The following is a 12,868-nucleotide window of genomic DNA, read 5'->3' as shown; positions in this document are numbered from 1 at the left end:
AAGTTTCCTGTGCGGATCCGGTGGCGCTCAGCGGCGCTTTGCCTCCTCCAGACGGGCGCTCAGGGCGTCGTGCAGGCAGGCCTCCGCGGCAGTGGCGACCGCCGGATCCTCCTCCATGCCGCGGCGGACCCAGCAGCGGGCGGTGATGCGGTCGTCGAAGCGGCGCTCCTCCTGGAGCAGCGCATAGGCCGCGGCGTCGCGGCGCTCCGCCGGGAGGGCGGCGAGGTGGCGCTGGTGCAGCCCGCGCGCCCTCCCGTCCAGCGCGGCAAGGTCCGGCACCGTGCAGATCATCCGGCGCAGCGGTGCGCCGGCCGTGGCGCAGCGCGGGTCGGGAAGGACGGGAAGCGGCGGTGGCGCAGCCTTTGGTGACGGCGACAGGATTGGTGGCGGGGGAGCGGCCGCGGCAACCGCGACGGCGGGTTGCGTCGACGGGATGGCGGCCGGCCCGGAGACGACTCGGACGGGGGTTCCGACCGGCACCGCCTCGAACAGGGCGGCGATGTCGTCGGGCAGCATGCGGAAGCAGCCGCCGCTGGCCCGTCGGCCCACCGAATCCGGCTCGTTGGTGCCGTGGATGGCGATGGCCGTCCAGCCGAGGTCGAGCGCGAACCTGCCCAGCGGGTTGGACGGCCCCGGCGGCACCGACGCCGGCAGCGCCGGGTTTTCCCGGCGCTGGTTGGCGGTGGGGCGCCAAGTCGGGTCGCGCCGTTTGCGCAGGACTTGGCTGTCCCCCAGCGGAATCGCCACGCCGGGCCGCCCGATGGCGACCGGAAAGGAACGCGGCGGGCGCCCGTCCGCCAGCAAGTGAAGCCGGCGCTCCGTCAAGCTGATGACGATTTGCCGCGCCTGAGTGGATTCGGCGGTGGTGGTGCCGTCCTGCGCGCGCGGGGTGCCGGGCGAAACGAGCGCAAGGGCAATCGCCAGGGTTGCCGTCGGGACGAGATGCCACAAGAATGTCGCGGTGCGCTGCATGGGAAAAGTTCAGCGCATCCGCCCTAAAAGCGCGTAAACATGCCGTCAGGGACCAAGCAGCAGGAACGCCGACCATGGACACCATCGAACAGACGCTGGCCGTCGCGACCGAACACCACCGCGCCGGTCGCACCACGGAGGCGGAAAGCCTGTACCGGGAGGTGCTGGCGGCGTCGCCCGGCCATCCGGACGCGCTGCACCTGCTTGGCGTCATCGGGCTGCAGAGCGGGCGACCGGCGGAAGCCGTGGACCTGATCGGACGGGCGGTGGCCGGCGACCCGACCTCGCCCCTGCTGCACGCCAACCTGGGCCACGCCCTGCACGCCACCGGCCAGAGCCGCGACGCGGCGCTGAGCTTCGCCCGCGCCCTGACCCTGCTGACCAACGAGGGCGAGGGCTGGGGCAACGTCAGCGCGCTGGCCGGGCTGATCCGCCGCTACGACGACGAGACCCGCCGCGCCGCGGCCGCCGAGGTCGACGCGGCGTACGCCATGGGCGACGTGATGCGCCGCCATTCGCTGCTGTTCCTGCTCGACGGCGATGTCACCCATTACGAGGCGCTGACGGACGCCGTCCTGGAAGACCCGATGCGCTTCACCGTGCCGTCGATCCATTACGCCTTCTGGGGCATGGCGATGCAGCTGTTCCAGGGCGCGGCGCGGCGCGGCGACTCCGGCGCGTTCCAGTCCGGAAATCTCACCGACTACTACCGCCTGATGGTGGATGAGACGGCGCTGCGCTACCACCTGCGCCGCCGCATGAAGCGCGCCACGCCGCGCGACGCGGTGCAGCGGATCGCCCTGATCACCAACCAGATGCTGGGCGCCGGCCACCAGCCCACGGCGGACGCCTTCGACTTCGCCCGCCGCCTGCAGGACGAGTTCGGGCGCGAGGTGGTCATCATCAACTCGAACGCCATGGCGATCACCGGCGAGAACGGCTTCGTCCCCGAATATTCCTACAACATCACCGAGGAGTATGAGGGGGAGCAGGTCATCGCCGCCTTCGGCGCGCGGGTCCGCATGATGTCCTTCCCGCAGAAGCGCTTCGACGAGGAGAAGGTGAACGCCATCGTCGATTACGTGGACGGATTCGACCCCGACGCCATCGTCGCCTTCGGCGGGTCCAACGTGGTGGCCGACCTGTTCTCCGGCGCCCGCCCGGTGATCTGCCTGCCGACCTCCTCCGGCCTGCCGCTGTCGATGGCCCGGCTGGTGCTGGGTTATGGCGAGGCCGACACCGCCGCGGGTTGGCCGGCGGACATGGCGGAACGCTTCCGCCCCTTCTCCTTCGGCTGGACCCTGCCGCCCACCGGGCCGGAGCGCAACCGCGCCGATTTTGGCATCCCCGAAGCCGGGCCGGATGGGGGATCGCTCTTCCTCGTGGTCGGCAACCGCCTGGACCAGGAGGCCGGGCCGGACTTCCTGGCGTTGGCTGATTCGCTGCTCGACCGCCTGCCGGAGGCCCGGATCGCCGTCGCCGGCGGCGTGGACGCGCTGCCGCAGCGTATCGCCGCCCTGCGCAATTCCGACCGCGTCCACACGCTGGGCGACGTCGAGGATGTGCGGGCGCTGCACCGCCTCGCCACCGCCTATCTCAACCCGCGCCGCCAGGGCGGCGGCGGCAGCGCGGCCTTCGCGCTGGCCGACGGGGTTCCGGTGGTGACCATCGCGGCGGGCGACGTGGCGACCGTGGCCGGACCGGCCTTCACGGTGGCCGACGACGCGGCCTATCTGGAGCGCGCCGCCGCCCTGGCCAGCGACGCGGCCTTCCGCGACCGGCAGTCCACCGACGCCCGCGCCCGCTTCGCCGCGGCCGGCGACCGCCGCGCGTCGGTGGAACGGCTGCTGGCCTACGCGCTGGAAGCCCAGACGGCATAACAACAAGGGAGGCGACGCGGCCCTTTGTGACCGCGTCGCCTCCCGTCTCACACTCCCTCGATCAGGCGCGCTTGCCCCAGCCCGGCATCGGGAACACCGGGTCCATCTCCGCCGAATCCTTGGGCAGAACCACGGTCGGGCGCAGGTTGCGGTTCTGCAGGCAGGCGGAGACGAGCTGGGTGTTCTGCCCCTTCTCGTCGAAGGTGATGGCCGGGCCGACCATCATTTTGTCCTTCAGGTTGGTCTGGCGCAGCGCCTCCAGCAGGGTGGCCGGCTCCGCGGTGCCGGCGCGCTTGAAGGCGTCGGCGGCGACCAGGATCGCCTCCAGCGTGAAGGCGACGTTGAAGGCGTAGCCCTCGAAGCGGTCGTTCGGATACTGCTTCTTGAAGGCCACCTCGACGCGCTTGGTCAGCTCCGCCTTGGGATCGTACCAGGGCAGGTTGGTGATGGCGTAGTCGGCGTACTTGCCCAGCACCTTGTAGAACTGCTCGTCATACAGGCCGGGCGAGCCGGGGGAGACGATGCCCTTGGGCTCCCAGCGCTGCTTGACCATCTCGCGCACCAGCATGATGGCGTCGTTGGCGCGGGTGGTGACGATGGCGAGTTCGGCGCCGGTCGCCTTGGCCTTGGCCACCTCGACCGCGAGGTCCTGGGCCTTGGGGTCGTAGGAGATGCTGTCGACGATGCCGAAGGGCATGTCCAGCTTCGGGAACAGGGCGTCCATCGCCTGCTTGTTCGCCATGCCGAAGGTGTCGTTGGCGTGCAGGAACACCGCCGTCTTCGGGGTGACGCCGCTGACCGCGAACAGATCCTTCATCAGCGCCAGACCGTTGGTGACCAGCATGGTCGAGGTCGGGAAGTTGCGGAAGACGGTCTTGTAGCCCTGCTCGGTCAGGCGGTCGGCGGCGGCGATGTTCATCACCAGCGGCACGCCGCGCTGTTCGCAGACCTGTGCGGCGGCGGCGGTCTGGCCGCTGTCGAAGGCGCCGACAATGACGTTGGCGCCGTCGTTGATCAGCTTCTCGGCGCGCGAGCGGGCGACGTCCACGTTCGATTCGGTGTCGGCTGACAGGATCTCGACCTTGTAGCCGAGCTCGCCGAGGATGGCCGGCGCGATTTCCGCGCCGCGCTGGCAGGCCTGGCCCGCCTGGGCGAGCAGGCCGGAGCGGGGCAGCAGCACGCCCACCTTCAGTGCGGTGCCCTGCGCGAAGGCCGGCGCCCGGCCGAAGGCGGCGAGCGCGCCAGCCGAGAGAGCGACCGAGGCCGCGGCGGTGCCGAACTGACGGCGGGTGAGTCCTCCCATGGACCCATTCTTGCTGATGCGATGATCGTTCATTATCGGGTGTTTCCCTGAGGCGTGGTCCCGGAGCGGATGATTTCCCCGCAATTGCCTTTGTGTCAAAGTGGAATCCGCCGGAAGGCGACACACGGACGAAACGGACCCCACCGAATGGCGACCATCGAGGAGGCGCTCGGCATCGCGCTTGACCATCTGAAGGCCGGGCGGCAGGCCGAGGCGATGGACCTGTACGGGCGAATCCTGGACGCCGATCCCGACAACCCGGACGCGCTGCACCGGCTGGGCCTGCTCGCCGCGCTGGGCGGCGACCGGGAGCGCGGCATGGCGATGATCGCGCGTTCGGTGGAACTGGACGGCGGCGACGCCGACGCGCACTTCAACCTCGGCGCCCTGCTCCACGTCGCCTGGCGGACGGAGGAGGCGATCGCCGCCTACCGCCGCGCTCTGGCGCTGCGCCCCGATTTTCCCGACGCCGAGTATCACCTGAGCGAGGCCCTGCAGGCCATCGGCCGCATCGGGGAAGCGCTGGAGGTGCTGGACGCGCTGCTGGCCCGCCACCCGCATTTCGTCCCCGGCTGGCGGCAGAAGGGCGACATCGAAGCCGATCTCGGGCGCCCCGGCGCCGCCGTGTCCTTCTACGAAATGGCCCTCGCCATCGACCCGCGGGACGAGGGGGCGCGCGAGCGGCTGGCGGCGCAGGCCGCGGCCTACCGCGCCCGCCGGGCGATCCTCGACGGGGCCGGGCCGGACGGGCGGCTGGACCTGCGCGACGTCACCGTCCTGGTCCCCTTCCGCGCCGACAGCGCCGACCGCAAGCGCAACCTGCGCTGGATCGTCTCCTTCCTCCTTAAGCACGCCGACACCACCGTCCTGATCGGCGAGGACAAGGCGGGGCCGAGCGACGTCGCCGACGCGCTGGGGCCGGAGCTGGCCGCCCGCTGCCGGCACCTGCATCTGACCGGCAACGACACGCCCTTCACCCACAAGGCCCACCTGCTCAACCGCATGGTCGAGGCGGCGGAAACCCCCGTCGTCGCCCTGCACGACACCGACGTCGTGGTCGATCCCGTGCAGTACGCGCTGGCCCGCGACGCGGTGCGCGGCGGGGCGGTGATGGCCTTTCCCTACAACGGGCTGTTCTTCTGGATTCTGGGTCGGGAGGTCCATCGCTTCGGCCACACCCTGTCGGCAGCGCCGCTGAACGCGGTCTGCCCGCGCTTCCCGCTGATGCACCGCGATTCGCCGGGCGGCGGCGCCTTCTTCGACCGGGCGACGCTGCTGGCGGCGGGCGGCTACAACGAGCGCTTCGTCTCCTGGGGCTATGAGGACGACGAGATCGTCGAGCGGCTGCGCCGTCTGGGCCTGCGGGTCGAGCGGGTGCCTGGGCCGCTCTACCATCTGGAGCACGCGCGGCCCGAGAACTCCACCGACCGGAACCCCTTCATCGACGCCAACAAGGCGGAGCTGGAGCGCATCCAAGCCATGGACGCCGACGCGCTGCGCGCCGAGATCGCCACCGGCCGCCTGCGCCGCCCGCTGTTCTCGAGCGCCGGGTAGGAAGGGGGGCCGGTCAGCCGGCCTTGTCCAAGGCGAACTGGTCCGCTGCGAACTGGCCCACAGCGAACGGGTCGAACGTCTCCGTCGCCATGGTCACGGCTTCCTCTAATTTAAGACTTTCTAATTCGTTGAAATAGCACGGCCTTGCAAAGGGAAATGGGGAGCAACCCTGCCCTGCCCGCTGTTTCGGTGTGGCTCCCTTCACCATGCCAGCGACCGATCATGCCCCTGCGCTCCGCGCCCCCTCTCGCCGACAAGGACCCCTTCGACATCGACGAGGCGTTCCGGCGCCTGCGCCAGGCCGTGGCCGGACGCCCGAAGGCCGCCATGTTCGCGCTGCGCGACCGCGGCTATGGCAGCCCCTTCGAGCAGCTGGTCGGCAGCCTGATCTCCGCACGGACGCGCGACGAAACGACCATCGTCGTGTGCGAGCGGCTGTTCGCGGTGGCGCGCACGCCACAGCAGATGGTCGCCCTGACGCCGGAGGAGCTGACCCGACTGCTCGACGGCGCTACCTTCCCAGAGCCGAAGGCCCGCGACATCCGGGCGCTGTCCCGCCGCATCATCACGGAGCACGGCGGCGAGGTTCCCGACACGCCGGACGCCCTGATGGCCTTCCACGGAGTCGGCCCGAAGATCGCGGCGCTGACCCTGGCGGTCGGGTTCGGCATTCCGGCGGTGGCGGTGGACGTGCATGTGCACCGGATCGTCAACCGCTGGGGCTTCGTCGCCGCCCCGACGCCGGAACGCACCATGGTCGCGCTGATGGAGCTGCTGCCCCGCCATTACTGGGTGGAGATCAACGAGCGGCTGGTGCCCTTCGGCAAATGGATCTGCACCGGCGACCGCCCGCGCTGCTCGACCTGCGCCCTGCTGTCCATGTGCCGGCAGGTGGGGGTGACGACCCACCGTTGAGGCGGCGAGGCCCCCAGCTGCCGCACTTCGCCGCAGGTCGCGACAATCGGTTGCACTTCATCATGGATTATCTCCATTTTCGACATGTCGCCACAGATATGCAGCCAGAGTCCTTTCAAGACCACGGCATGGAGCGCACGCGATGATCGTGAGAAACTGTTTGCGGACGGTGGCCATCCTTCGTACCACCCTGGCCACCGCTGCGCTCATCGCCCTGGCCGGCGGGGCCTCCGCGCAGGACAAGCCAGCGGCGCCGGGGCCGATCGTCAAGACCCTGCTTCAGGCCACGACCACCGCGGACGGCAAGGCCTTCGCCTACCCGGACGGGAAACCTCTGGTGACGGCGCGGCTGGTCGAACTGCCGCCCGGCGGTGAGATCATCCGCCACCGGCACGCCGTTTCGCCGTTCATCTACATCCTGGAGGGCGAGTTGACCATCGCCAGCGACAGCATGCCGACGCAGGTCTACAAGGCCGGCGATTCCTACATGGAGCAGGCGGCGTGGCACAGCGGCCGCAACCTGAGCGACAAGCCGGTGCGGCTGCTGTCGGTCTATCCCAGCGCGGAGGGCGTCGCCCTGTCGGAGCGCCCGCAATAGACCCGTTCCCCAGGCCGGAGCGCGGCGGTTTGATTCACGTCATCGCGGGGAGCGGCGAAGCTCGGCCATGGTCGCCACCCCACCGTTGCCCATTCCACCCAGGGACCCCGCGATGATCCTCTACGCCCTGCGCTGCGCCTGCGGCCACGAATTCGAACAGTGGTTCAAGAACATGGCCGATTACGACACCCGCAAGGCCGACGGCCTGTCCTGCCCGTCCTGCGGCGGGACCGAGGTGTCGAAGGCGATCATGGCGCCGCGCGTCGGCGCGTCCAAGCCGTCGCCCGCGCCGATGCCCGCCTGCAACCCGTCCGGCTGCGGCAACGCCATGTGCCCGATGTCGCAGATGGCCTGAAGCGAGATGGCCTAAGAAGACGGTGTCCTACCGCCGTCCGCGTCCGCCGCTGCTGAGCGGCGGCAGGGCGCCGGTGGTCAGCTCCTCCCGACGGCGGCCGCTGCCGAAGCTCGGCTCGCGGCGCTGGTCGCGCGGGCCGTCGTTGCGCGGCGCCGGCCGCGCGGCGTTGGCCCGCCCGCTGCGCCACCACGCGAAGCCGATGCCGAGCACCGTCGCCCCGATCACCCCCATCACGCCGTAACGGGCGCCGTTGGCGGCCCAGCCCGGCAGCATCGACCCGCTGTCCGCCGCCGCCTCGACCACCGGCACCGGCTGACCGGACGGCGTGGTCGCGGTGACGCTGGCCCGCGGCGCGGCTTGCGGCACCGGCCCCTGCCCCTGTGAAGACGCCATAGCGGAGGTGGCGGGGGCCGACGAAGCGGGGGCGCCGGACGAGGAACTGCTGCTGGTCACGGGCGGGCCGGCGCTGAACTGCGCGCCGCCGCCGACGCTGCCCGTCCCGCTGTCGATCCGCTGGGTGGGCGCAGCGCGGGGCACCACCTCGCGCTGCGGCTCGCGCGGCGCCTGTCCGGGACCGCCGCCGCCGACCTTCTGCTGGGCGAGGTTCCCGACCGTCGCGGGGACCTTGCCTTCCCGCTCGCCCATCATCTTGGCGATGGTCGCCTTGTCGAGCTGGTTGGTCACCGGCAGTCCGTGGGCGGCCTGATACTTGCCGAGCGCCGCTTTCGTCTCGGCGTGCATCTGGCCGTTGGCCCGCCCGCCGATGTTGTAGCCCTTGTCCTTCAGGATGGTCTGGGCCCATTGGATGTCCGCGGTCGATTGCGCCCGCACCGGAGCGCCCGCCAGCAGACCAGCCGCCAGAACCGGCACCACCACAGCCAACGCGACCGCGCGGCGCGAACCACCCGTCATGACCATCCTCCGTTCGAGACGCCAACCGAACATCACTTGCCCAATATCGCGAATGCCCAACGGTGTTACCAGATTGCGGCGGATTTCCGGGCGCGATTTTTGTGCGCCTGCGTTGCGGCGGCATCAGGTCCCCCTCCCCTCGGCACCCCCGGAAGGACCGGCCGATTCCCCATCCGTTAACCGATGCGCGCGCAAAAACGTGGTATAGATCCACACATGGCGCCTCCTGGGGCGCTTTGCGGGAGGCCATGGCATGGCGACCTTGAGACATGCGATCCTGGCGGGCGGAGCGTTGCTGCTGACCGCTTGCGGCAGCACCCCGGCCTACCGGGAGTGGACGGCCACGGAAACCACGGCGACCGCCGCCTATGACGAGTGTACCGAGCAGGTGGACAACACCATGCGCCTGCGCGGCTATCCCTACCGGCCGTTGCCGGAGACACCACAATTCCGCTACCGCAAGGAAATCTTCGCCCTGTGCATGCGCCGCAAGGGCTACACGGCCGAGGATTGATCCGTCTTCACGGCCCCGGCAGGCCGTAGCGCAGATAGAGCAGACCGCCGATCAGCACCCCGGCCACCACCACCGCGGCGTAGAAGCGCAGCGGCAGCGCCACCCTCTCCCGCCGCCGTGGCCCGTTGGTCGCGCCTCTGGCGGCGGCGCTGGGCGCCGGCCTCGCCGGAGCGGGCTTGCGTTCCGTCCCGGCCGCTCTCCCCTGGTTGGGGTCATGCAGCTCGACGAGCTTCCAGTTGAACTCGATCCCGTCGCCGCCGGCCCCGGCGTTGTGGTCGAGCTGGATCAGGCGGAAATAGGCGCGCGGATTCACCCGCACCATCAGGTTGAAGCGGGCGCGTGCGTGGTCGAGGTCCTCCCCGACCTCCAAGGTCTTCCAGCCCTTGCCGCGCGCCTTCTGGATGGCGAAACGCGTCGGCTGGCCGGCGGCAACAGGCGCCATGATCGCAGCCCCATCCCCTTGAACCGTACCCCTTACACCGAGGTCGGAACGCCCTTCTTGCGGATCACGTCGGCGTACCAGCGGTAGCTGGCCTTGGGACGGCGCTCCAAGGTCTGGCGGTCCACCTCGATCAGGCCGAAGCGGCGCTGGTAGCCCTCGGCCCACTCGAAATTGTCCAGCAGGCTCCACACGAACCAGCCCCGCAGGTCGACCCCCTCCTCCAGCGCCTGATGGCCGGCCAGCATGTGTCGGCGCAGGTAGCTGATGCGGTCGTTGTCCTGGACAAAGCCCTTCGGCCCGGCCTGCTCGGGATAGGCGGCTCCGTTCTCCATCACGTAGACCGGCGGGTTGCCGTACTCCTGCTTCAGCTCGATCAGGATCTCGGCGATGCCGTCCGGCTCCACCGGCCAGCCCATCCCGGTCGTCGGCGTACCCTCCGGCGGGGAGCCGTAGCCGGTGCCGAACAGGCCCGCCGGGTCCGGCTGCTGGTGCATCCGGCTGTAGTAGTTGATGCCAAGGAAGTCGATGGGCTGGCGAATCGCCTCCAGGTCGCCGGCCTTGACCAGCGGGGCGAAGCCGTCGCGCAGCAGTTCCGGATACTCCCCGCGCAGCAGCGGGTCGAGGCAGGCGCGGTTCCACACGGCGTCCCACATCAGCGAGGCCGCGTAATTGGCGTCCAGCCCGCCGACCGGCCAGACCGGCTGGAGCGACAGCACGGTGCCGAGCTGCCAGCCCTTGGCCCCGCCCGCCGCGCGCAGAGCCTTCAGCGCCATGCCCTGGGCGAGGTTCTGGTGGTGGATCGCCTTGAAGTAGTTGCCCTTGCCGGTCATCCCCGGCGCGTGCCCGCCCAGCCCGTGACCGAAGATGGCGTGGACGGACGGCTCGTTCAGCATGGTCCAATGCTTGGCCCGGTCGCCGATCCGCGCGGCGACGAGTTGGGCGTAGTCGGTGAACCAGCCGGCAATGTCCCGGTTGGTCCAGCCGCCGCGGTCCTGAAGGGCCTGGGGCAGGTCCCAATGGTACAGGCAGGGCCAGGGCGCGATGCCCTTGGCCAGCAGCGCGTCGGTCAGCCGGTCGTAGAAGTCCAGCCCCTCGGCGTTGGCCGAGCCGGTGCCGGTCGGTTGGACGCGCGGCCAGGCGACGGAGAAGCGGTAGGCGTTCATCCCCGCCTTCGCCATGAGGTCGACGTCCTCGGCGTAGCGGTTGTAATGGTCGCAGGCCACGTCGCCGGTGTCGCCGTTCGCCACCTTGCCGAAGGAATGGCTGAAGGTGTCCCACACGCTGGGGCCGCGCCCGCCGGCGGTGACCGCCCCCTCGATCTGATAGGAGGAGGTCGAGGCGCCCCAGATGAACTTGTCGGGGAAGGCGGCCAGCACTTCCGACGGCTGGGCCACCGCGGCGCGGCGCGTCGTCAGAAAGGCCCCGGCCGATGCCGCCAGACCGGTGGCCGCCGCCGCCTTCAGGAAACTCCGCCGCCGCATACCGAATTCCTCTCGCCGTCCGGGTCGTCCGCGACAATGTAAGAAGACCGGGCGTCAGCGCAACAGGCGCCTCGCATCGGAATGCCCGTGTAACCGGTTTGGCCGGTGTGGGCGTAACCTGGACCGTGAGGTATGATGGCGCCATGAACGGACTCGTCATGTTTCTGCTGATCGTGGCGCTCGGCCTCGTCGTGGCGTCGCTGTTCTCCGGGCTGTTCTTCATGGCGCGCGGCGGACAGGGCGATTCGCGCAAATCGAACCGGGCGATGCGGATGCGCGTGGCGCTCCAGGGGGTGGCGCTCGTGCTGTTCCTGCTCGCCATCCTGACCCACGGCTGATTGAGGACACCCACAGGAATCATGGTCAAGCTGACCCGCATCTACACCCGCGGCGGGGACCGCGGCCAGACCTCGCTCGGCGACGGGCGCCGCGTGCCCAAGCACGACCCGCGTGTCACCGCCTATGGCACGGTGGACGAGGCGAACGCGGTCATCGGGCTGGTCCGCCTGCACACCGCGGACCAGCCGGAAACCGACGCCATGCTTTCGCGAATCCAGAACGACCTGTTCGATCTGGGCGCCGACCTCTGCACGCCGGAGGCGGAGGACCCGGCCTACCCGCCGCTGCGCATCCTGGAGTCGCAGGTGGACCGGCTGGAGGCGGAGATCGACGCGATGAACGCCGACCTCGCCCCGCTCAACTCCTTCATCCTGCCCGGCGGCTCGCCGGCGGCGGCGCATCTGCATCTGGCCCGCACCGTGGTGCGCCGCGCCGAGCGGCTGATGACCGAGCTGGCCGAGGTGGAACCGATCAATCCGGCGGCGGTGAAATACGCCAACCGCCTGTCCGACCACCTGTTCGTGCTGAGCCGGAAACTGAATGCGAACGGAGCGGCCGACGTGCTGTGGGTTCCGGGCGCAAACCGTTGATGCACTTCCGCCTCCTTCGCGCTTGCGGCGTAGGCGGCGTTGACAGCCAAAACATCAACTCCTATGGTCGCAGCGCTGTCACAAGCTGCCCGATTCGGCGCCAGCGGCGAAGGTGCGCCTGCATAATTCAAGAAAAGGGTGGGATATGAAGGTCCTCGTCCCGGTCAAGCGGGTGGTCGATTACAACGTCAAGATCCGCGTCAAGGCGGACGGTTCCGGCGTTGAGACCGCCAACGTGAAGATGAGCATGAACCCCTTCGACGAGATCGCCGTCGAGGAGGCCGTCCGCCTCAAGGAAGCCGGCAAGGCGACCGAGGTCATCGTGGTCACCGTCGGCCCGACGGCGGCGCAGGAGACGCTGCGCACCGGCCTCGCCATGGGCGCCGACCGCGGCATCCTGGTCCAGACCGACGCCGAGACGCAGCCGCTGGCCGTCGCCAAGGTGCTCAAGGCCCTGGTCGACAAGGAAGGCCCGACTTTGGTCATCCTCGGCAAGCAGGCGATCGACGACGACTGCAACCAGACCGGCCAGATGCTCGCCGCCCTGCTGGGCTGGCCGCAGGGCACCTTCGCCTCCAAGGTCGTGCCGGGCGAGGGCGCGGTCACCGTGACCCGCGAGATCGACGGCGGCCTGGAGACGGTGCAGCTGACGCTGCCCGCCGTGGTCACCGCCGACCTGCGCCTGAACGAGCCGCGCTACGCCTCGCTGCCCAACATCATGAAGGCCAAGAAGAAGCCCATCGAGACGCTGGCCCCCGACGCGCTGGGTGTCGACGTGGCGCCGCGCCTGACCACGCTCAAGGTCGCCGAGCCGGCCAAGCGCAAGGCCGGCGTCAAGGTCGCCGACGTGGCCGCCCTGGTCGACAAGCTGAAGAACGAAGCCCGCGCGATCTGAGGGGCCAGTGCGCCTTGAAGGGAAAGTGATCTGACATGTCCATTCTCGTCATTGCCGAACACGACAACGCCGCGCTGAAGGCCGCCACGCTGAACGCGGTCAGCGCCGCCGCCAAGAT

General features: G+C 69.9%; 14 protein-coding genes. 9 read left to right on the top strand and 5 right to left on the bottom strand.

The features are described 5' to 3' along the window. Positions 1–27: 27 nt before the first annotated feature. Positions 28–972 (bottom strand): L,D-transpeptidase family protein, encoded by a 945-nt coding sequence (locus tag ACFPMG_RS31215; RefSeq protein WP_376999537.1) that lies wholly within the window; start codon positions 970–972, stop codon positions 28–30. 74 nt (positions 973–1,046) lie between these two features. Here ACFPMG_RS31215 and ACFPMG_RS31210 point away from each other — a divergent pair, with 74 nt between their 5' ends. Further along, positions 1,047–2,852: a tetratricopeptide repeat protein gene (locus tag ACFPMG_RS31210; protein ID WP_376999535.1), complete on the top strand. Its 1,806-nt coding sequence runs from the start codon at positions 1,047–1,049 to the stop codon at positions 2,850–2,852. Between the two features lie 61 nt (positions 2,853–2,913). On the opposite strand, the gene ACFPMG_RS31205 is transcribed toward ACFPMG_RS31210, so the two are convergent. Then, positions 2,914–4,155, bottom strand: a complete 1,242-nt coding sequence (locus ACFPMG_RS31205) for an ABC transporter substrate-binding protein (protein WP_376999533.1) — start codon at positions 4,153–4,155, stop codon at positions 2,914–2,916. Between the two features lie 147 nt (positions 4,156–4,302). Here ACFPMG_RS31205 and ACFPMG_RS31200 point away from each other — a divergent pair, with 147 nt between their 5' ends. The 4 genes from ACFPMG_RS31200 to ACFPMG_RS31185 all read left to right on the top strand — a co-directional run bounded on the left by ACFPMG_RS31200 (position 4,303) and on the right by ACFPMG_RS31185 (position 7,577). After that, entirely contained in the window at positions 4,303–5,709 is a 1,407-nt protein-coding gene (locus ACFPMG_RS31200) for a tetratricopeptide repeat protein (protein WP_376999531.1), read from the top strand. Between the two features lie 222 nt (positions 5,710–5,931). Next, positions 5,932–6,624 carry an endonuclease III domain-containing protein gene (locus ACFPMG_RS31195; protein ID WP_376999529.1) on the top strand — a complete coding sequence of 231 codons (693 nt, stop codon included), beginning with the start codon at positions 5,932–5,934 and terminating at the stop codon, positions 6,622–6,624. 169 nt (positions 6,625–6,793) lie between these two features. Continuing rightward, entirely contained in the window at positions 6,794–7,222 is a 429-nt protein-coding gene (locus tag ACFPMG_RS31190; RefSeq protein ID WP_376999527.1) for a cupin domain-containing protein, read from the top strand. Between the two features lie 112 nt (positions 7,223–7,334). Then, positions 7,335–7,577: a DUF1178 family protein gene (locus ACFPMG_RS31185; RefSeq protein ID WP_174451970.1), complete on the top strand. Its 243-nt coding sequence runs from the start codon at positions 7,335–7,337 to the stop codon at positions 7,575–7,577. A gap of 27 nt (positions 7,578–7,604) precedes the next feature. Here the strand turns inward: ACFPMG_RS31185 and ACFPMG_RS31180 are convergent, their stop codons facing one another. After that, entirely contained in the window at positions 7,605–8,489 is an 885-nt protein-coding gene (locus ACFPMG_RS31180; RefSeq protein WP_376999524.1) for a peptidoglycan-binding domain-containing protein, read from the bottom strand. A gap of 253 nt (positions 8,490–8,742) precedes the next feature. Between ACFPMG_RS31180 and ACFPMG_RS31175 the strand changes: the two genes are divergently transcribed. Continuing rightward, on the top strand, positions 8,743–9,003 hold the full coding sequence (locus tag ACFPMG_RS31175) for a hypothetical protein (RefSeq protein WP_376999522.1): 261 nt from the start codon (positions 8,743–8,745) through the stop codon (positions 9,001–9,003). A 7-nt stretch (positions 9,004–9,010) separates the two neighbouring features. Here the strand turns inward: ACFPMG_RS31175 and ACFPMG_RS31170 are convergent, their stop codons facing one another. Further along, complete coding sequence (locus tag ACFPMG_RS31170) at positions 9,011–9,445, bottom strand: hypothetical protein (protein WP_376999520.1); 435 nt, start codon at positions 9,443–9,445, stop codon at positions 9,011–9,013. Between the two features lie 32 nt (positions 9,446–9,477). After that, positions 9,478–10,926 carry a GH1 family beta-glucosidase gene (locus ACFPMG_RS31165; protein WP_376999518.1) on the bottom strand — a complete coding sequence of 483 codons (1,449 nt, stop codon included), beginning with the start codon at positions 10,924–10,926 and terminating at the stop codon, positions 9,478–9,480. A 143-nt stretch (positions 10,927–11,069) separates the two neighbouring features. On the opposite strand from ACFPMG_RS31165, the gene ACFPMG_RS31160 reads away from it, so the two are divergent. From ACFPMG_RS31160 to ACFPMG_RS31150, 3 genes are all read left to right on the top strand, one after another. Further along, positions 11,070–11,264, top strand: coding sequence for a twin transmembrane helix small protein (locus ACFPMG_RS31160; protein ID WP_014197605.1), 195 nt, complete (start codon positions 11,070–11,072; stop codon positions 11,262–11,264). A 21-nt stretch (positions 11,265–11,285) separates the two neighbouring features. Next, positions 11,286–11,855 (top strand): cob(I)yrinic acid a,c-diamide adenosyltransferase, encoded by a 570-nt coding sequence (locus ACFPMG_RS31155; RefSeq protein ID WP_376999515.1) that lies wholly within the window; start codon positions 11,286–11,288, stop codon positions 11,853–11,855. Positions 11,856–12,000: 145 nt separating this feature from the next. Beyond that, complete coding sequence (locus ACFPMG_RS31150; RefSeq protein ID WP_376999513.1) at positions 12,001–12,750, top strand: electron transfer flavoprotein subunit beta/FixA family protein; 750 nt, start codon at positions 12,001–12,003, stop codon at positions 12,748–12,750. Positions 12,751–12,868: the final 118 nt, after the last annotated feature.

The organism is Azospirillum himalayense (genome assembly GCF_042657465.1).
In the GTDB taxonomy this organism is placed as follows: domain Bacteria; phylum Pseudomonadota; class Alphaproteobacteria; order Azospirillales; family Azospirillaceae; genus Azospirillum; species Azospirillum himalayense.
Note: the sequence above shows the minus strand (reverse complement) of the source record. Positions and strands in the feature narration are given on the sequence as shown.

What these genes read in the sequence shown, in the direction of transcription:
- ACFPMG_RS31215 (WP_376999537.1), bottom strand. Translation starts at nt 972, where the DNA reads ATGCAGCGCACCGCGACATTCTTGTGGCATCTCGTCCCGACGGCAACC.
- ACFPMG_RS31210 (WP_376999535.1), top strand. Translation starts at nt 1,047, where the DNA reads ATGGACACCATCGAACAGACGCTGGCCGTCGCGACCGAACACCACCGC.
- ACFPMG_RS31205 (WP_376999533.1), bottom strand. Translation starts at nt 4,155, where the DNA reads ATGGGAGGACTCACCCGCCGTCAGTTCGGCACCGCCGCGGCCTCGGTC.
- ACFPMG_RS31200 (WP_376999531.1), top strand. Translation starts at nt 4,303, where the DNA reads ATGGCGACCATCGAGGAGGCGCTCGGCATCGCGCTTGACCATCTGAAG.
- ACFPMG_RS31195 (WP_376999529.1), top strand. Translation starts at nt 5,932, where the DNA reads ATGCCCCTGCGCTCCGCGCCCCCTCTCGCCGACAAGGACCCCTTCGAC.
- ACFPMG_RS31185 (WP_174451970.1), top strand. Translation starts at nt 7,335, where the DNA reads ATGATCCTCTACGCCCTGCGCTGCGCCTGCGGCCACGAATTCGAACAG.
- ACFPMG_RS31180 (WP_376999524.1), bottom strand. Translation starts at nt 8,489, where the DNA reads ATGACGGGTGGTTCGCGCCGCGCGGTCGCGTTGGCTGTGGTGGTGCCG.
- ACFPMG_RS31175 (WP_376999522.1), top strand. Translation starts at nt 8,743, where the DNA reads ATGGCGACCTTGAGACATGCGATCCTGGCGGGCGGAGCGTTGCTGCTG.
- ACFPMG_RS31170 (WP_376999520.1), bottom strand. Translation starts at nt 9,445, where the DNA reads ATGGCGCCTGTTGCCGCCGGCCAGCCGACGCGTTTCGCCATCCAGAAG.
- ACFPMG_RS31165 (WP_376999518.1), bottom strand. Translation starts at nt 10,926, where the DNA reads ATGCGGCGGCGGAGTTTCCTGAAGGCGGCGGCGGCCACCGGTCTGGCG.
- ACFPMG_RS31160 (WP_014197605.1), top strand. Translation starts at nt 11,070, where the DNA reads ATGAACGGACTCGTCATGTTTCTGCTGATCGTGGCGCTCGGCCTCGTC.
- ACFPMG_RS31155 (WP_376999515.1), top strand. Translation starts at nt 11,286, where the DNA reads ATGGTCAAGCTGACCCGCATCTACACCCGCGGCGGGGACCGCGGCCAG.
- ACFPMG_RS31150 (WP_376999513.1), top strand. Translation starts at nt 12,001, where the DNA reads ATGAAGGTCCTCGTCCCGGTCAAGCGGGTGGTCGATTACAACGTCAAG.